Annotated in this window: 14 protein-coding genes and 2 pseudogenes; 6 read left to right on the top strand and 10 right to left on the bottom strand. The window is 61.1% G+C overall.

Annotated elements, in window-relative coordinates:
• Positions 1-73 precede the first annotated feature (73 nt).
• Positions 74-1,396, bottom strand: coding sequence for an APC family permease (locus PSEUDOMOFG3G_RS10370; protein WP_139050065.1), 1,323 nt, complete (start codon positions 1,394-1,396; stop codon positions 74-76).
• A gap of 255 nt (positions 1,397-1,651) precedes the next feature.
• Here PSEUDOMOFG3G_RS10370 and napE point away from each other — a divergent pair, with 255 nt between their 5' ends.
• The 5 genes from napE to PSEUDOMOFG3G_RS10345 are packed head-to-tail and all read left to right on the top strand — an operon-like array spanning position 1,652 to position 5,720.
• Entirely contained in the window at positions 1,652-1,819 is a 168-nt protein-coding gene (napE, locus tag PSEUDOMOFG3G_RS10365) for a periplasmic nitrate reductase, NapE protein (RefSeq protein WP_047225634.1), read from the top strand.
• 36 nt (positions 1,820-1,855) lie between these two features.
• Entirely contained in the window at positions 1,856-2,116 is a 261-nt protein-coding gene (locus PSEUDOMOFG3G_RS10360; protein ID WP_047225633.1) for a chaperone NapD, read from the top strand.
• Complete coding sequence (gene napA, locus PSEUDOMOFG3G_RS10355) at positions 2,113-4,617, top strand: nitrate reductase catalytic subunit NapA (protein ID WP_139049864.1); 2,505 nt, start codon at positions 2,113-2,115, stop codon at positions 4,615-4,617. The genes PSEUDOMOFG3G_RS10360 and napA overlap by 4 nt, the downstream gene beginning before the upstream one ends.
• Positions 4,618-4,628: 11 nt before the next feature.
• A complete protein-coding gene (locus PSEUDOMOFG3G_RS10350) occupies positions 4,629-5,114 on the top strand; it encodes a nitrate reductase cytochrome c-type subunit (RefSeq protein ID WP_139049863.1) in 486 nt (161 codons plus the stop codon).
• Positions 5,115-5,123: 9 nt separating this feature from the next.
• Positions 5,124-5,720 carry a cytochrome c3 family protein gene (locus PSEUDOMOFG3G_RS10345; protein WP_013692861.1) on the top strand — a complete coding sequence of 199 codons (597 nt, stop codon included), beginning with the start codon at positions 5,124-5,126 and terminating at the stop codon, positions 5,718-5,720.
• Between the two features lie 24 nt (positions 5,721-5,744).
• On the opposite strand, the pseudogene PSEUDOMOFG3G_RS28365 reads toward PSEUDOMOFG3G_RS10345, so the two are convergent.
• The 7 genes and pseudogenes from PSEUDOMOFG3G_RS28365 to PSEUDOMOFG3G_RS10315 form a co-directional block, all read right to left on the bottom strand.
• Positions 5,745-6,221, bottom strand: a pseudogene (locus PSEUDOMOFG3G_RS28365) (methyl-accepting chemotaxis protein); the annotation flags it as partial.
• 111 nt (positions 6,222-6,332) lie between these two features.
• Positions 6,333-7,010, bottom strand: a pseudogene (locus PSEUDOMOFG3G_RS28360) (PAS domain-containing protein); the annotation flags it as partial.
• Positions 7,011-7,318: 308 nt separating this feature from the next.
• Positions 7,319-9,676 (bottom strand): RND family transporter, encoded by a 2,358-nt coding sequence (locus PSEUDOMOFG3G_RS10335; RefSeq protein WP_231990622.1) that lies wholly within the window; start codon positions 9,674-9,676, stop codon positions 7,319-7,321.
• Between the two features lie 120 nt (positions 9,677-9,796).
• The gene (locus PSEUDOMOFG3G_RS10330) at positions 9,797-10,876 is read right to left on the bottom strand and encodes a YCF48-related protein (RefSeq protein ID WP_076384274.1); all 1,080 of its coding nucleotides are present in this window, start codon (positions 10,874-10,876) and stop codon (positions 9,797-9,799) included.
• An 86-nt stretch (positions 10,877-10,962) separates the two neighbouring features.
• Positions 10,963-12,324 (bottom strand): DUF1329 domain-containing protein, encoded by a 1,362-nt coding sequence (locus PSEUDOMOFG3G_RS10325; RefSeq protein ID WP_139049861.1) that lies wholly within the window; start codon positions 12,322-12,324, stop codon positions 10,963-10,965.
• 18 nt (positions 12,325-12,342) lie between these two features.
• The gene (locus tag PSEUDOMOFG3G_RS10320; RefSeq protein ID WP_076384270.1) at positions 12,343-13,989 is read right to left on the bottom strand and encodes a DUF1302 domain-containing protein; all 1,647 of its coding nucleotides are present in this window, start codon (positions 13,987-13,989) and stop codon (positions 12,343-12,345) included.
• Positions 13,990-14,083: 94 nt separating this feature from the next.
• Positions 14,084-14,851 carry a coniferyl-alcohol dehydrogenase gene (locus tag PSEUDOMOFG3G_RS10315; RefSeq protein ID WP_107322803.1) on the bottom strand — a complete coding sequence of 256 codons (768 nt, stop codon included), beginning with the start codon at positions 14,849-14,851 and terminating at the stop codon, positions 14,084-14,086.
• Between the two features lie 277 nt (positions 14,852-15,128).
• Here PSEUDOMOFG3G_RS10315 and PSEUDOMOFG3G_RS10310 point away from each other — a divergent pair, with 277 nt between their 5' ends.
• Positions 15,129-16,958 (top strand): sigma-54-dependent Fis family transcriptional regulator, encoded by a 1,830-nt coding sequence (locus tag PSEUDOMOFG3G_RS10310; RefSeq protein WP_139049860.1) that lies wholly within the window; start codon positions 15,129-15,131, stop codon positions 16,956-16,958.
• A gap of 7 nt (positions 16,959-16,965) precedes the next feature.
• Here the strand turns inward: PSEUDOMOFG3G_RS10310 and PSEUDOMOFG3G_RS10305 are convergent, their stop codons facing one another.
• Both PSEUDOMOFG3G_RS10305 and PSEUDOMOFG3G_RS10300 read right to left on the bottom strand, forming a co-directional pair.
• Positions 16,966-17,640, bottom strand: coding sequence for a TetR/AcrR family transcriptional regulator (locus PSEUDOMOFG3G_RS10305; protein ID WP_139049859.1), 675 nt, complete (start codon positions 17,638-17,640; stop codon positions 16,966-16,968).
• A gap of 63 nt (positions 17,641-17,703) precedes the next feature.
• Positions 17,704-18,609 (bottom strand): alpha/beta hydrolase, encoded by a 906-nt coding sequence (locus PSEUDOMOFG3G_RS10300; protein ID WP_076384261.1) that lies wholly within the window; start codon positions 18,607-18,609, stop codon positions 17,704-17,706.
• Positions 18,610-18,621: the final 12 nt, after the last annotated feature.

Genomic DNA, 18,621 nt, shown 5'->3' with positions numbered 1-18,621 from the left:
TTTGAATCGGCACAGTCCGAGCTTTCTGGAGGACGTTTGAGTCCATGATTACCGACGGGACTCCTCCAGCCCGCTAGCCAGGCTTTATCGCCACGGGCATCGCGATACGCGTGCAGGCGTAAAGCAATATTCCGACAACCATCAAGGCTGCACCGCGAAGCCAGGTTTCCAGGCTTTGCTGACTGAGCAATATCAAACACGAAACGATAGCCAGAACGGGCACCCAGGTAGGCACCCGAAAATGCGCTTCCTCAACCGTGTCACGCCTTAACACCAATACCGCCAGATTTGTGCTGAGGAATACGAAAAGCAACAGCAGAACAACTGTCTGGGCCAATGCAGCAAGGGTGCCGGTCAGTGTCAACGCAATAGATACAAGGGTCGTGGCGATGATAGCGACCCAAGGCGTACGTCTGTTGGGCAGTACCTGCGCCAAGGCCTCCGGCAACAGCCCCAGACACGCCATTCCATAGGCGAGTCGACTGGCCATGATCAGAGTCAGCAACGCTCCGTTGGCCACGGCAATGAGCGCGATAAAGGCAAACACGCGAGGTGGAATGTTCAATCCCGATGCCCGGACGACTTCCAGCAACGGAGCCGACGTTGCTACCAGTTGCTCCATCGGCAGCACTGAAGAGGCTGCGACACCAACGGCCATGTAGACGACCCCGGCGGTCAACAATGCCGCAAATAAGGCGCGCGGATAGACCTTTCGAACATCACGTATTTCCTCAGCCAGATTGGCGGATGTTTCAAAGCCGACAAACGAATAGAAGGCCAGCAATGCCGCCCCCAACACCGCCAGCATCGGACTGACCCCCGGCTTGAATTGCAACGCGGCTTCCAGGTGAGCATCACCGGAACGGAAAAACCAGGCGGCGGCCACAACGACCAGAATCAGGCCTGACAGCTCTATGAGCGTCATCACTAGATTCGCCCCCAGAGATTCTTTTATTCCCCTGGCATTCAAGAGCGCTATGACCACCAGAAACACCAGGGCCGCGACGTGCGGTGAGACCTGAACAAATGCGCCCAGATAATCACCCGCGAAAGCCAGCGAAAGACCGGCAGCGCTTGTGACAGCCGCAGCCAGCATGCAGAACCCGACCAAAAACGAAATAAGCGGTGACTTGAATGCCTTCTCGGCATACACCGACGCCGCTCCCGCATGGGGGTATTTGGTGACCAGCTCCGCATACGAACCGGCCGTCAGCATTGCGAAGAATAATGCGACCAGCAACGGCACCCAGATCGCGCCGCCCACCTCCCCCGCGATCGTGCCGGCGAGCGCATAAACACCGGCGCCGAGTACATCGCCAAGAATGAAAAGAAACAGCATCGGTCCTGTCACCGCCCGGCGCAAGGAGGTCCGGGATTTAGGGGGCGTTACTTTCATATTCTGGCTCTGCTTCAAACATGCACGTGTTAGGTACCTCGCGTTGCGCCAGGCAGTGGTATGACTCTCTGAGTAGTGGAAGTATTTGCCCAGTGAAAGTTCAGAAATGTTCCCCATCATCGCGCCGTCCGGGTCAATCGTCAGAGTCATTTACTGGCCCTTGGTGGGACCGTTGGTCGAAAGCAAAATCGGGCAAACAGGCCAGTCCAGCAATCGTGATCTAGTATCAACGCAGGTTCGGCTGGAGAAGCCCCAATGTCGTTGGCTGAAGAACGCAAACCTGAACGCCGCAAGGAAACCCGGCTGTTCCTCTTCCTTGTCGTGTTCCTCTTTCCGCTGCTGTCGGTCGCCATCGTCGGCGGCTACGGTTTCCTCGTCTGGTTTTTCCAGATGCTGTATGGCCCTCCTGGCCCTCCCCACTGACCGGTGGCTTTTTCTTGAGGCTATTGGAGCCCGTTCATGGACGAAACCCTGCATATCGCCAGTCTTGTCGTACTTGCCCGACCGGAGATGTTCGACGCGGTCAAGGCCAACCTGCGCCTGCTCGATGGCCTGGAGTTGCATCAGGAAAGTGCCGCCGGAAAACTGGTGGTAGTGCTTGAAGCCGTGCATGAAGACCAGATCCTGCAACGCATCGACCAGATCAACAACCTGCCCGGCGTACTCAACGCGGCGTTGATCTATCACGAACTCCTCGAGCCCGAAGGAGACATCGAATGAGCATGACCCGCCGTGCATTCGTCAAGACCCAGGCCGCCGCCATTGCAGCCGCCGCTGCGGGCCTGCCGATCGTAACCTCTGCCAGCAACCTGGTGACCGAAGCGGACATGGTCACCCTGGACTGGAACAAGGCGCCTTGCCGGTTCTGTGGCACCGGGTGCAGCGTGATGGTCGCGACCCGGGATAACCGGGTGGTCGCCACCCATGGCGACGTGAAGGCCGAAGTCAATCGTGGGCTCAACTGCGTGAAAGGCTATTTTCTTTCAAAGATCATGTATGGCGTCGATCGCCTGACCCAGCCGCTGTTGCGCATGAAGAACGGTCAATACGACAAGCAGGGCGAATTCCAGCCGGTCAGTTGGGAGCAAGCCTTCGACATCATGGAGCTGAAGTTCAAGCAGGCCCTGAAAAGCAAGGGGCCGGAATCGGTCGGTATGTTCGGCTCCGGACAGTGGACGGTCTGGGAAGGCTACGCCGCCAACAAACTGATGAAGGCCGGCTTTCGCACCAACAACATCGACCCCAACGCCCGCCATTGTATGGCCTCGGCGGTGATGGGTTTCATGCGCACCTTTGGCGCCGATGAACCCATGGGTTGTTATGACGACATCGAAGCCACCGATGCCTTCGTGCTCTGGGGCTCGAACATGGCCGAGATGCACCCGGTGCTCTGGAGCCGGGTCACCGATCGCCGCCTGAGCCAGCCCCATGTGAAAGTGGCGGTGCTGTCCACCTTCGAACATCGCAGTTTCGAGTTGGCCGACATCCCCATGGTGTTCAAGCCGCAAACCGACCTGCTGATTCTTAACTACATCGCCAACCACATCATTGAAAGCGGCGCGGTGAACCAGGATTTCATCAGCAAGCACACTCGCTTTGCCCGGGGTGCCGACGACATCGGCTACGGCCTGCGTCCTGACGACCCACGGGAAACCAGCGCGAAGAATGCCGGCAAGGCCAACACCTGGACGGATATTGACTTCGAGGCGTACGCCGCCTTCGTCAAGCCTTACACGCTGGAGCGAACCGCCAGGGAGACGGGGGTTGCACCTGAGCGACTGAAAAGCCTGGCGCAGTTGTATGCCGACCCCAAGCGTAAGGTCGTGTCGTTCTGGACCATGGGGTTCAACCAGCACACGCGTGGCGTCTGGGCCAACAACCTGATCTACAACATCCACCTGCTTACCGGCAAGATCAGTGAGCCGGGCAATAGCCCGTTCTCGTTGACCGGTCAACCGTCGGCCTGTGGCACGGCACGTGAAGTGGGGACTTTTTCCCACCGACTACCGGCCGACCTGGTGGTCACCAATCCCAAGCATCGCGCCACCGCCGAGAAAATCTGGAAGCTGCCCGCCGGCACCATCCAGGAAAAGCCCGGCTTCCACGCGGTGGAACAGAGCCGCATGCTCAAGGACGGTGTGCTCAACGTGTGCTGGACCCAGGCCAGCAACAACATGCAGGCCGGACCGAACATCATGCAGGAAGTCCTGCCGGGTTGGCGCAACCCGGACAATTTCATGATTGTCTCCGACGTCTACCCCACCGTTTCCGCCCAGGCCGCCGACCTGATTCTGCCCAGCGCCATGTGGGTGGAGAAGGAAGGCGCCTTCGGTAACGCTGAACGACGCACGCAATTCTGGCATCAGTTGGTGACGGCACCGGGAGACGCCCGGTCGGACCTGTGGCAGTTGATGGAATTTTCCAAGCGCTTCACCACCGATGAAACCTGGCCCGCCGAATTGCTCGCCAAGGCACCTGAGCTCAAGGGCAAGACCCTCTTCGAGGTGCTGTTCAAAAATGGCCAGGTGGACCAGTTCCCCGTCGAGCAGTTGGAAGCCGGCTACAAAAACGATGAAGCCAAGGCCTTTGGGTTTTACCCGCAGAAGGGGCTGTTCGAGGAGTACGCCCAATTCGGTCGCGGCCATGGACATGACCTTGCCGCGTTTGACCGTTACCACAGTGAACGGGGCCTGCGCTGGCCGGTGGTGGATGGCAAGGAAACCCGCTGGCGTTATCGCGAGGGGCTGGACCCCTATGTGGAGAAAGGCAGCGAGGTGCAGTTCTATGGCTATCCGGACAAGAAGGCGATCATTTTCGCCCTCCCCTACGAACCGCCGGCCGAGGCACCGGATGCGGACTACCCGTTCTGGCTGAGCACCGGGCGCGTTCTTGAACACTGGCACACGGGCAGCATGACCCAGCGAGTCGAAGAACTCTACAAAGCCGTGCCGGATGCGCTGGTGTACATGCATCCCGAGGATGCCAAGGCCTTGAAAGCACGGCGCGGCAGTGAAGTGAAGCTGATCAGCCGACGCGGTGAGATCCGTGCGCGCATCGAAACCCGCGGGCGCAACAAGCCGCCTCAAGGATTGGTATTCGTGCCGTTTTTCGACGCCAACAAGCTGATCAACAAGGTCACGCTCGATGCCACCGACCCGATCTCCAAGCAAACCGACTACAAAAAGTGCGCGATACGCATCGAGTTGGTCAGCGTGGCCTGAGGAGAACCCTGATGTTTTTTCGAATGCTGCCCTTGTTTCTGCTTGCCGCGATTGGCGTGGTGATCGCGGCTGAAATCAACTACCCGCTCGACGCGCCAGCTCCGGATGGGCGTCGCCCCGGCGGCACTCTGTCCCAGAACATGCCCGCCCCGCCCATTACCGATGAAGAAAACAAAGACCTCAAACGCGAGCGTAATTACCCGGATCAGCCGCCGACCATTCCCCACACCATCCGTGGCTATCAGGTCGACGCGAACGGCAACAAGTGCCTGTCCTGTCACAGCCGTGCCAACAGCGCACGGACCCAGGCAACGATGATCAGCATCACCCACTACATGGACCGCGATGGCCAAGCGCTGGCGGCCGTCTCACCACGTCGGTACTTCTGCAACCAGTGCCATGTACCGCAGGCGGACGTGAAGCCTTTGGTGGGAAACAATTTCGAGACAATCGACAAACTGCTGCAAGACAACGCCAACGCCACGAAGAAACCTTGAGGAGGCAACATGAAAGCACTGTTCGCCTTGCTCAAGGACTACTGGGGCGTCCTGCGTCGTCCGAGCCTGTATTACAGCCTGGGTTTCCTGACGCTTGGGGGCTTTATCGCCGGGATCGTTTTCTGGGGCGGCTTCAACACTGCCCTGGAGGCGACCAATACCGAGACGTTCTGCGTGTCCTGCCATGAAATGCGTGACAACGTGTTTGTCGAGCTCAAGGACACGATCCACTACACCAACCGCTCCGGCGTACGCGCCAGTTGTCCGGACTGTCACGTGCCACACGAGTGGACCCATAAGATCGCGCGCAAGATGCAGGCCTCCAAGGAGGTCTGGGGCAAGATTTTCGGTACCATCGACACCCGCGACAAGTTCCTCGCCCTGCGACGTGAACTGGCCGAGCACGAATGGGCCCGACTCAAGGCCAACGACTCGCGAGAATGCCGCAATTGTCACAACTTCGAATTCATGGACTTCACCCGGCAAAGCAAGCGCGCCTCGAGCATGCACTCGACCTCACTGGCCAATGGCGAGGCAACCTGCATCGATTGCCACAAGGGCATCGCCCACAAGTTGCCTGATATGAGCGGCGTCAAAGGCTGGTGAGGAGGTTCGGGCCGCCCATACGCTTCAACCTACCCAGCCGATGGCCGTTTTCGGGATGACCTCGGACTCATCGAGTTTGGAGGCAAACATGCTCACCGCTTCGAGTGCGTCACTGGTACCGGTTCTGATCTGCAGAATAACCGATCCGGCCTGATCGGCCAGGGTTACGCCACGCAGGGCGCCCTCCTGGGTCACCGTCATGCTGGCGACGGCGTCACGGGTTTCAGACAGAATCAGGCCGATCATCTCGGCAATCTCGGCCGTCGAACGGCTGGTGCGCCCGGCCAGTTGCCGGACTTCATCGGCGACCACCGCAAACCCTCTCCCTTGATCGCCGGCCCGCGCCGCTTCGATGGCCGCGTTAAGGGCAAGCAGGTTGGTCTGGTCGGCGATGCCGCGAATGGTATTGACGATGGCCGTGATCTCTTCAGAACGCGCGCCCAACTGGCCGACCAATCGTGCAGAGGCTCCGATATTGTCAGCGATCTGGCGCATTTCCTTGGCCGTCTGCTGAATCACTTGCGAGCCCTGTTCAGCGACTTTCTCGGTCTCGGCAGAGATGTGGTAGGCACGGGAAGCGCCGCGCGAATCCTCTTCGAATTTCTCGACTCGTTCGCTGATGTCACTGGCGAACTTGATGATTTTGCTCAGCTTGCCTTCGGCATCGTAGACCGGGTTGTAACTGGCCTCCAACCAGACAACCTTGCCGTGCTTGCCCAGACGTTTGAATTGACCACTGAAAAATTCACCGCTATTGAGGCGACGCCAGAAATCGCTGTATTCGGAGCTGCTCACCAGCTCCTGCTCGCAGAACAGCCGGTGGTGCTTGCCTTTGAGTTCCGCCAGCGAGTAATTCATGACACTGAGGAAGTTGTCGTTAGCGGTCAGGATGTTGCCGTTCAGATCGAATTCGATCACCGCCATAGCGCGATCGAGTGCGGCCAGCTTGCCTTGGGTTTGCGCCTCGTTTGCTACCCGCGCGGTGACGTCGAGTGCATATTTGACCACTTTTACAACGCGGCCTTGTTCGTCCACTACCGGGTTATAGCTGGCCTCCAGCCAGACATTCCCACCCTTGCCATTGACTCGCTGAAAAGTGCCGGACACGAATTGACCGGACCGCAGGCGGTCCCAGAACTGACGATACTCGGCGCTGCTGACCAGCGCGGGCGTGCAGAAATCCCGATGAGACATACCGGCCAGTTGATCTGCCCGATGCCCCATCGTATGCAAGAAATTCTCATTGGCGCGCAGTACCTTGCCATCTGGGCTGAACTCCACAACGGCCATCGACCGCTCCAGAGCACCCACCAATCCTTTGTACGTTGCCAATTCGGCTGTCCTAGCCATCAATTCACTTTTCAGCGTTGAATTAAACATGACGTACCCTCGGCGAACCCACAAATCGATCGGACCTTATTGAGGGTATCGGCGAGTTGGCTGAAGGCTAAATACGGCGTGAAAGATTATGTTTTGACGCCAGATAAACGGCAGAAAAACCGTTTTGACTTGTCTCCATCGGATCGTGGAAATGGCCAGACCAGGCAAGCCGCATTGGCTTGCCTGGTCTGGCCCTTCGGTTGCCAGCGGACCGTCAGTCAGCCCTCCCCGACCGGCTGCAACACGCCGGCGGCCTCAGGCTTTTTTGCGAACAGCCTTTGTGGCAACAGGAAGTACGCCAGTGCAGGCAACAGGATCAGCGCGCCGAGCATGTTCACCAAGAACATGAAGGCCAGCAGGATGCCCATGTCGGCCTGGAACTTGATCGGCGAGAAAGCCCAGGTCGCCACGGCGATAGCCAGGGTGACGCCGGTCAGCAGAACCACCTTGCCGGTGAACAGCAGCGCGCGGTAATAGGCCTCGGACAGCGTGGCGCCGGCGCGCATGTGGGTCAGGATCACGCTCAGCACATACAGCGCGTAGTCGACCCCAATGCCCACCCCGAGGGCGATCACCGGCAAGGTCGCCACCTTCACGCCCATGCCCAGACCCACCATCAGCGCCTCGCAGAGGATCGAGGTGAGCATCAGCGGCAGCACCGCGGCGAGTACCGCGCGCCAGGAACGGAAGGTCACCCAGCAAAGCAGGATCACGGCACCGTAGACCCAGAACAGCATCTCGCGCATGGCCTTCTTTACCACAATGTTGGTCGCCGCCTCGATGCCGGCGCTCCCCGCAGCGAGCATGAACTTCACGTCCGGCAGTTGCTGCTGGGCGATAAAGGCTTCGCTGGTCTGCACCACCCGCTCCAGAGTGTCAGCCTTGTGGTCGGCCAGGTAGACGTAAAGCGAGAGCAGCGAACAGCCCTGGTTGAACAGCTCACGCGGCGCACGGGTCTGTACCGCGCCGAGGGCCCCGTCATTGGGAATCAACTCGTACCATTTGAAGTTGCCCTCGTTATACCCGGCGGCGGCGATCTTGCTCAGGGCCGCCATGGAGTTGGTCGACTCGACGCCCGGCAATTGCTCCAGTTGCCAGGCCAAAGCATCCACCGCCGCCAGGGTCGGATAGCGGGTGCACTGGTCTTCCGGGGTTTTGACCATGACCACGAAAATGTCCGAACTGGCCGCGTAGTTCTGCGTCATGAAAGCCGCATCGCGGTTGTAGCGCGAGTCTGGACGCAGCTCCGGAGCGCCTGGGTCCAGATCGCCGATTTTCAGGTGCAGGCTGACGGCGAAACCGCCGACCGCCAGCGCCAGGCCCACCAGGCAAGCGCCGTAAGCCCAGGAGCGCCGGGTGAACAGGTCGAGGAAACTCCAGAGCGGATGCTTGACGTTTGCTTTCAACTCAGCGGTTTCGGCCCGCAAGCTGCGCTCGGCCGCCTTGGCGCCGACACCGATATAGCTGAGCAGAATCGGCAGCAGGATCAGGTTGGTGAAGATCAGCACCGCCACTCCGATGCTGGCGGTAATCGCCAGGTCCTGGATCACGCGGATCTTGATCACCATCAGCACCGCGAACCCCACCGCATCACAAAGCAACGCGGTCATGCCGGCGGCAAACAAGCGGCGGAAGGTATAACGCGCGGCGACCACCCGGTGCGTGCCACGACCGATGTCCTGCATGATGCCGTTCATCTTCTGCGCGCCGTGGCTCATGCCGATGGCGAACACCAGAAAAGGCACCAACGCCGAATAGGGATCCAGGTCGTAACCAAGGCTGGCGAGCAGCCCGACCTGCCAGAGCACCGCCACCAGGGAGCAGAGCACCACCAGCGCGGTGCTGCGGGCACAACGGGTGTACCAGTAGAGCACCACGACCGTCACCAGCACGGCAACCACGAAAAACAGCATGACCTGGACCAGTCCGGCAATCAGGTCGCCGATGATCTTGGTGAACCCAGTGATGTGGATCTGGATTCGATCGCTCTGGTATTTGTCGCGCAAAGCTTCCAGCTGCCGGGAAAATTCGCCGGCATCCAGCGCCTTGCCGGTCACGGGATTGATTTCCAGCAGCGGCACGAATATCACGCTGGACTGAAAGTTGCCCGCCACCAGTTGGCCGATCTCGCCGGAGCGGGCAACGTTGGTGCGCACCTGCTCCAGACTGGCGGCGGAACCGTCATAGGTGTCCGGGATCACCGTGCCGCCATCAAGGCCCTCCTCTGTCACGGCCGTCCAGCGCGTGGTCGGCGTCCAGAGCGACTTCATATAAGGCTTGTCGACACCCGGCAGCAAATAGATCTCGTCGTTGAGCCTGGCGAGAACGTCGAGGTAATCCTTGTCGAAGATGTTGCCGTCCTTGACCGCCACGGCAATGCGCACTGAGTTACCCAGGCCGCTCAATTCGCTGCGTCGCTCAAGGAAATTGGCGACGTAAGGGTGCGACGTCGGAATGGTTTTTTCGAAACTGGCATTGAGACCGATCTTGCTGGCCTGGTAACCCAGCACCAGGGTGGTCAGCAGGCAGAGCAGAATCACCCAGGGGCGATGATTGAAAATCGCCCGCTCGCCCATGTTTCCGGAACGCGGATCGAAATCCTCCAGACGGGCGATTACCACTTGCTGTTCGAGGGCGGGATTATGGTCGTTCACATCGGACTCCGAATACGGCCGCATAGGGCTCTGGCAAGTGTTTCAACGTTGCGCCGAGTAAAGGTCATGCTTGAGGCGGGTCACGCCACTGAGGCCGACACCAATCAAGCTGCCGTCCGGGGCGGCCACCAGCCCGGCGAGCGAGGTGCCGGTCGGTCCTTTCAAGTGCCGCAAGCTGCGGCCTCGATCGAGGCTGAGCAGCAGATCGCCGGCCTGGCTGGCCAGGATCAACGCGCCATCAGGCGAGCGAGTGCCGGCCGACAAGGCCACTTCCAGCCCCGTCTCGATCCGCCGCCAACTGACACCCTGGTCGCCCGACCAATAAGCATTGCCGCGCAGACCGAAGGCCAGCAACTCCCCGGCCGAACTGCCCTGCACACCGAAAAAACTGCCGTCATAGGGTGAATCGAGGGCCTCGAAGCGGCTCCCGTTGTCAGTTGAACGCAGCAGCAGACCGCGTTCGCCGACGATGAACAGCGCACTGCCCGCCGGGCGAATGCCGTACAGGTTGAGGCCCTCGGGGTTATCCACCTGCTGCATCCACGGCTGCCAACTGTCGCCACCGTCAGCGGTACGCAGAATCAGGCCATAGGCGCCGACCACATAGCCGTTGCGACGGTCGCTGAAATACAGGTCGAGAAACGGCTTGTCCGGGCCATCGGCGACCAGCCACTCGGCATCCTTGAGCCGCTTGGCGTCGTTGCCTTGTTGAGCCGAAACCAGCGCCAGGTGCGCCGCTGCGACACCATCGAGTTGCTTGACCCAGGTTTCGCCACCGTCGGTGCTGTGAAGAATCACGCCCAGATGACCGACAGCCCAGCCCCGTTCGGCATCCACGAACTGCACCGCCGTCAGGCTGACGCTGACCGGCACACGGGCCTGGCGCCAGCTCTGGCCGGAGTCATCAGAGAGCAGCACGATGCCGCGTTCGCCGACCGCCACCAGCCGATCGCCCGCCCGGGTTACCGCCAGCAGCACCGCACGGGGTGCCTTGGCACTTTGCAAGGCCGGCTGGTTGAGTAGTGCTATGCCCGGGCTGGCCGTCGCCCAGCCTGACACTGATAACGCAGCCAGCAGCAAGGCCACCGGTAGCGCCCGCATGAGTGAAAAATTACCGATCATGTCCGCTCCAACCGCCGCATAAGAATTATCCAACCGCTGATCGCACAACGCGCCGATGCCTGGGCTCCGGCGCCTTGCACAATCGCTTAGCGCATACTGTCGCTGGCCATGGCGTCAGGGGTGAAGAACGCGGACGGCGGACGCGGATAGCTCTGGTACTGCACATCCAGGTCGTTGGCCGAGGAGTTCAGGAAGTAGGCGCCGGTCTCCAGGTTGTAGCTGCCCCACATCATCTGAGCGGTCAGCGCGGGCATTTCAGGCGCCAGCAACGTCAGCGAATAGTTATGCCGCCCCAACTTGCCTTGGGCGTCATAGCCGTCGAGCAGCAGCACTTGCCAGGAGTCCTCGTCCACGTAATAGGTGCGCTTGGGCACCACATGACGTTTGCCATCCTTGAGTGTCGCGCTCACGACCCACACCCGATGCTTCTCCCACCGCACCAGATCCGGGTTGAGGAAGCCTGGCTTGAGCAACTCGTCGCTGCTCGCTGCTGCCGCGCGGTTGTTGTTGTAGGGCACCAGCAACTCTTTCTTGCCAACCAGCTTGAGGTCGTGGCGGTCGGTCGGACCGAAGATCATGAAGGCCTCGTCGAAGAAACCGACGCCCGAGGTGACGAAGTCCGGCGTATCGTAGGCAACGTTCGGCGCACGACGCACCCGGCGCTGGCCGACCAGGTACTGCCAGGCGGCACGTTTGCCGGGGTCCATGTCCCAGTGGGTCATCAGGCCCTCGCCGGCCTTGGAGGACGGTTGTTCCGTGGCCAGTTTGCCGATCAGAAACTTGCCCGCGAAGGTTTCCAGGCTGCCGTCTTTGAAGTAGTAGGGTTGCTGGTACCAGAAGCGCGCGCGGGTGGCCTGGATTTTCTTGCCGCCTGCGGTCATCAGCCAGGTGTCAAAAGGTGAATAGAAGGTGTCTCCGCCTTGCCAGGACAGGCGATAGTTCCACAGCACCTCGGCGCCGTTTTGCGGCAATGGAAATGGGATCCCGCCATAGGCGCCGCTGACCTTTTCGGTGGTCACCTCAAGGTTCGCGCGGGTAGCGTTTTTCAGGGTGTTGTCATACACCCACTGAGGCGCTGCGGCACTGCGCCGGGTGGGATAGACGTCCAGACGGTAAGCGGGATACTTCTGCAACAGGGCTTTGGTGCCTTCGGCCAATTGGTCGGCGTACTGCGCCATGTTGGACGCGCTGACCGAGTACAGTGGCTTGTCGGCGGCGAACGGATCAGCGCGTTTATCGCCATTCTTGTAGCCGGACAGTGCTGTGGTGTAGCCACCTGTCCATTCCGGAATGCTGCCGTCTTTGTTGCCGGCGCGCTCGGCGCCAAGGGGGGTGAGGTCCGAGTTCAGGCGTGCGGCCTGCTCCGGGGAAACGGCCGCGTGCACCAGGCCGGCACTGAGCAAGGCAATGGCCAAGGCCGAAATACGCAAGGAAAGGTTACTGTGCATAACGAATGAAACCTCTTATTAGAATGTGGTTTTCACGTACATGGAGACAAAGTCACGGTCGGCCAGCGATTGCCCGTAGCTGAAGTTGCCGTCCTCGCGCAGCCCTGCCTCCTTCTTGCCGAAGAAGTTCACGTAGTTGATGCCGAAGTCCCAGCGTTGCAGGTAAGTGGCTTTGACGCCGACACTCCAGTCGCCGGCGTGGGTATTGCCGAACCCGGCCTTGCTGACCGCTGAGGAGCGCCCATCGAGGACCACGCCAAAACCCATCGGTACGCTCAGGTCGAGACCGTCGGCCACCTGGAAATAAGCCGGTTCGGCCAGCACGCGCAGCGCTGTGGCGTCCCGGGTGGTGTTGGCGTCCAACGCCGCGCGGTTGTCGGTGACGCTGAGGGTGCGGTTCCAGGCCAGTTCGGCGAGCACCGAACCACCATCCCACAGCGGGCCGGGCGACAGCAGATAGATGGTCGAGAGGTTGACGTGGGCGGTCTTGCCCTTGGCGTAGAGCGCATCGCCGTTGTTGTCCGCCGCCATGGCAGGTGTCACCACCTGCAGGTTGCTCACCAGCGGTGCGTCCCAGCGCACCGAGGTTTCGCCGGCGAAATTGAACGGGCCATAAGCCGTGGAGAAGCTGGCGCCGAGGGTTTTGATGTCTTCGGCGTAAACCTGGCGATAGGACCCCAGGATCGGCAGCCCGGTGGCCGCGGCCGCTGCACCGTCCAGATAGGCATAGAGCGCGCTCGGCGCCTTGTCGTGATACTTGGCAGCGTAGAAGCCCAGTTCCAGTTCGGTGCCTTCGGGCTTGTAGCGCAGTTGCATGCCGCCTTGGCCGGAGTTCCTGGCCTCGATATCGGAGGCATGCACGGTGGTGTTGCCAAACACCTGGGTCCAGTCGCCGGAACCTTCGCCGATACCATCGTTGTCACTCAGGTAGCTGCCCGCCCCCGGCAGGTTGGAACGCTCCCATTCGAACTGATAGTAGGCACCCACAGACAACTGCGGGTTGATCTGCAACTGCCCGGACACCTGATTGACCGGACGCAGGATTTCCTTGAACTGGGTGCCGGGTACGCTGAGCAGCTTGACGATATCGCTCGGCCCCTGGGCATTGGCAATGCCGTTGCCCCCGTAGAACAGGCTTTCGCCATAAATCAGGCTATGCCGGCCCAGCCGCACGGTGCCCTGGCTCGACTCGCCGACATCACCCCGCACAAACACGAAGGCATCAAGCAATTCGGCGTCGCGCCCGTGCAGTTCGCGGGTATCGTCGAGAAAGTGCCGTTGCTCGCTGCTGTCGGTGTTCTTGTTGTAGATATCGTCGTACCAGGCCGCGCCGCTGAGGCGCAGGCCATAGTTTTCCCGGCTCAGGTCCATCTCACTGAACAGGTCCAGGCGGTTGGAGACCAGGCCGCTGCTGAAATTCTTGTCGCCCTGACTCTGGATCGAGGGGTACAGGCCCCCCGCCGTCGGCGCGTTGACCAGATTGTCGTCGGCCCCTTGCAGACGCCACGCCTGGCTGTATTTGAGGGTGTTATCCCAGCGCAGGCGCCATTGACTGTCGCCCAAGTCTATTTGCGCAGCCTGGGGCTGGGAGGCCCAGCCGGCCAGGCAGACCGAGAGTGCCAGGGCTGAACGCTTGAAGCCTGGATAGCATCGAGAGTTGTGCATGGTGTTCCTCATTGTTCTTGTTGTTGGAAGCATGTTTTTTGAACTGGCCGTTCGCTCGTAGTCGGCCGGTGGTCACTCGCCCAGGGCTCCTCGTTCAGATGTAGGTGGACGCCAGGCCACCATCGACCGGCAGATTGACGCCATTGATCCAGCGCGATTCGTCGGCACACAGAAAGGCGATGGCAGCCGCCACTTCATCGGCGTAGGCCGGGCGCTTCATACGATGAGCGTCAGCCTCGACGCGCTCTTGACCGAGCATGCTGACGAAATCACCCAGGATGGGCGTGAACACCGGGCCCGGCGCCACGCAGTTCATGCGCACAGAGGTCTGCAGGAACCAGGGTTGGGACTGCTGGTAATTCCAGACGATCAAGGCCTCTTTGAAATACTGGTAGCAGCTCTGCCGAGGCACCGGATGCTCGGCCAGCCAGGCCTGGCCATGGGCAAAGCTTTGGGTATCGGCCAGGGCCTTGTGCAGGTCCAGGCGCTGCGGCCATTGCGCACCCAGAATCGAGGCGACGTTGACGATGCTGCCTCCGGCAACAATGCGCGGTAGCACTGCCCCACAGAGATGGCGCACCCCCAGGTAATTGACTTGGGCAACCGCTTGCGGATCGGCGGTACCGGGGACTCCTGCAATGTTGCACAGGCCGTCGAGCGCCTGCGGCAACTGCTGCACGGCCGCATCGATGACATCCGGGTGGCTGAGATCAGCCTGGATGAAATCGTCCAGGCTCAGGTTGGGCTCATTGCGATCCATGCCGATGACGATGGCCCCGTGGGCACGCAGGATCCTCGCGGTTTCGGCGCCGATGCCCGAGGAAACCCCGGTCACGACTATCCTCTTGTTGGTCAACTTCATACGGGCTTCCCGATTCTTGCTTGTACTGCCTGCTCGAAGGCGGCGACAGCCAAGCCATATTGTTATTGCCGAATTAGTTAATCTCGGTAACTAGTTGTAGCAAGCGATATGCCATCTCTGAGTAATCGCAAGGCAACCGCTCAAGCACGCGGCATCCAGCGCAAACAGAGGCATGTGGGTATCTGGAGGGGGGATTCAGGCGTGTGAAAAAAGTGATGATTTCAGCAATTTCATGCTGCACTATGCGGATTATGATTATCCCGTTTAAGGATTTGTGATGGCGAACAAGCTGATTTCCCTGGCCGAACTCTCTCGCGCAACGCCAAACAAACCCGTGCGGGGTGCCAGCGAGCAGCTGCCACCAGGGGCGCCGCCTACCCTGCAGGATCTGACTGAATGCCTGATGTTCAGCCCGGGCGACGGTCGCATCTGGTTGAACGGCGCGCGCATGCTGCTGATCCACAACAGCGGCATCGGCGCGCTACGCCGAGAACTGATTGAAAGCATGGGCCTGGCCCGCGCCCGAGGCATCATGTTGCGCACCGGTTACCATTGCGGCGCCCGCGACGCCGCCCTGATCAAGGAGCGCTTCCCCGAGGCCGACATCCTGGCGCTGTTCGCCGCCGGCCCGATCATTCATGCGATCGAAGGCGCGGTGAAGGTCGAGCCGGTGCATTTCGAATTCGACATGAACCTGGGCACCTATTACGGCGAATTCCTCTGGCATCACTCCAGTGAGGACGATGAGCACATCGCCCAATACGGCATCGGCACCGAACCGGCCTGCTGGATGCAGACCGGCTATGCCACCGGGTACACCTCGGCAATGGTCGGCCGGCTGATTCTCTACCGCGAGGTCGAATGCCGCTCCACCGGTTCCAGCATTTGCCGGCTGATAGGAAAACCCGCGGAGGAATGGGACGACGCCGAAGCGGACCTGGCCGACCTGAACGCCGAACCTTTCGTCAGCACCGGCGGACGCAGCGTGACAGCCCATAGCCGCAGCGATAAAGGCGCCCTGCCGACGAGCTTGCTGGTTGATCCGACTCCCGCACAAGACAGCGACATGGTGGGGATTTCCTCGGCCTTCAACGCCGCCTGCCACATGTTGCGACGGGTCGCGCCGACCCAGGCAACGGTGCTGTTCACCGGCGAGTCCGGCGTCGGCAAGGAAATGTTTGCGCGGATGCTGCACCGCATCAGCCCGCGCCACGATGAACCCTTCGTCGCCATCAACTGCGCTGCCATCCCGGAAAACCTGATGGAGTCGGAGCTGTTCGGCGTCGAGCGCGGTGCCTACACCGGTGCCACTCAATCGCGCGCCGGGCGCTTCGAGCGCGCCGATGGCGGCACCCTGTTCCTTGACGAGATCGCCACCCTCAGCCTGGTGGCCCAGGGCAAGCTGCTGCGCGCCTTGCAGGAGGGCGAAGTCGAGCGAGTCGGTGGCAGCCGCACGTTGAAGGTCGATGTGCGGGTGGTCGCCGCGACCAACGTCGACCTTCGCGCCGCCGCGCAACGTGGCGAGTTTCGTGAAGATCTGTTCTTTCGCTTGAATGTATTTCCGATCCATCTGCCGCCGCTGCGCGAACGCAAGGAAGACATCCCGCTGCTGATGACCCACTTCCTGCATCGCTTCACCCAGCGCCATGGTCGGCAGATCAGCGGCTTCACGCCGCGCACGGCCGATACGCTGCTGGCCTATGACTTCCCGGGCAATATCCGCGAGTTACAGAACCTGGTGGAGCGCGGCGTGATCAGCGCCCCGGACGGCGGCGCCATCGACCTGGCGCACTTGTTTACCAGTGGTGAACGCCTGGCCCAGCCCATGTTCTCCATCGGCACCCGTGGCCAACTGGCTGCGAGCCCCAACGACCCGCCGCCGGCCCGCCATGCAACGAGCGCCGCAGCCAGTACCGGCAGTGGTGCGAGTCTGGAACTGTTCGGCGGCAAGGATCCGAGCCGGCTGTCGTTGCAAGAGATCGAGGACACCATCATTGACCACTGCCTGGGCGAAGTGAAAGGCAACGTCTCTGAAGCGGCCCGCCGTCTGGGTCTGACCCGTGCTCAGTTGTCCTATCGCCTGTCGCGTCGCTCGACCAGCGAATAGGCGCATCTCATGGCGTAGATGGTCGATGGATAAAGCAGCGGCCGAACAGGCCCAAGGTCACCTCGACCCGCTGCTCGATCTGCTCGTCGGACCAGGCCTGTTGGACCCCAAGGGTGAACAGCTTGAGCGGCTGGGAAATCAACAGCGAGTCGATCAGCTCCACCGCTGACTCGACATCTTCGTGTGCCAACAATCCCTTGCCGGCGGCCTTGCCCAGCCAGCCGCGCAACAAGCTCAGGCAGCGCCCGGCACCTTCCTGATACCAGATCCTGGCAAGGCCCGGCGCCGTTTCGCGTCCCTGGGCAGCCAACAGGTAGAGCCCCAGCGCCAACGGCGACAGGGTCAGGCGCGCCCATAACGTCAGGTACATGCGCAACTCGCTGAGCAGGTCCTCGGCGCAATCAATACCGCTTTCCAACAGCAGTTCAAGGGTGGACAAGTCCCTGGCCACCAGTTGCGAGAGCAACGCTTCCTTGCTCGCCACCAACAGGTACAGGGTCTTCTTGGAGATCCCGGCGGCGCGGGCGATGGCATCCATGGTGACGTTGGCAAAATTGCCGCTGCCAAGCGCCTGCGCCGCCGCATCCAACAGCGAGGCCATCTGCTCCTGACGGCTGCGCACCGGCGGACGACCGCGCCGGGTGGGCAGCCCGGTGGTTTCAGGCATTACGGTTTCAGGCATTACGGGTCCTGTTGAACAGCATGGTGCGCGTGTCCTGATGGTGGTTTCACAAAGGTGCCCAGCTTAGTGCAGCCTGCTCGAAAACGCCTCGCGCAGGGAGTCTTCGATGAGCTGCCACGCCTGCTGTGCCGAAGCATCCGGTCCCAGGTGAGTGAACATATGGTCGCACCCGGTGAACATTCTCTCGGTCACCGCCACACCGGCCTGACGCAGTTTCTGCGCGTAGGCCTGCCCCTCGGCGAGCAGGATATCGTACTCGGCAGTGATCACCGTCGCGGGGGGCATGCCCTGCAATTGCTCGACCGTCGCCAGTAACGGCGATGCCAGAGGGTCGCGGGCATGCGCCGGATCGCTCAGGTAACAGCGATTGAAGAAGCGCATCAGGCCCGGGCCGAGCAAGGGTTTGTCAGAGGTCGAGCGCTTGAGTTCGGGATCCGCGGCTAAGTCCACGGCCGCATAGTCGATGACCTGATGCACCACCCGCAGCCGTTGGTGCTCCCGCGCCAGATTGGCCACGCCGGTGGCCAGGTTACCGCCGGCGCTGTGCCCACCGACTGCGATGCGTTGTGGGTCGATGCCCAGGGTCGCGGCCTGGTCGGCCAGCCACTCAAGCACCGCGAAGCTCTGTCGCAAGCCGGCGGGAAAGGGAAACTCGGGGGCCAGGACATAATCCAGATTGACCACCAGGCAACCCAGGTTGTGGGCCAACCGCCGGCAATAGCTGTCGTCATGCTCCGGCACCCCGGCCACAAAACCGCCGCCATGCAGGTTCAGGTACACGGGCAAAGGTTCGCTGGACGGCGCCTGGGGCCAATAGAACAAGGCCCGTGCCGGGCCCCACGCCGTGGGGATGAGCTTCTCCTCGAACAGGCGCAACGGATACTGCGCCGCGTCATAGGTGAACTTGGCTTTCATGCGCTTGGCAAAGGCACGCAGCAGCTTGGCCTTGAGAGTCGACAACACGTTCATGATCAAACTCCT

The sequence above is a fragment of the Pseudomonas sp. FG-3G genome (genome assembly GCF_901007645.1).
GTDB classification, from domain to species: Bacteria; Pseudomonadota; Gammaproteobacteria; order Pseudomonadales; family Pseudomonadaceae; genus Aquipseudomonas; species Aquipseudomonas rhizophila.
The sequence above is the reverse complement of the archived record's forward strand: the minus strand, read 5'-3'. Positions and strand labels throughout refer to the sequence as shown.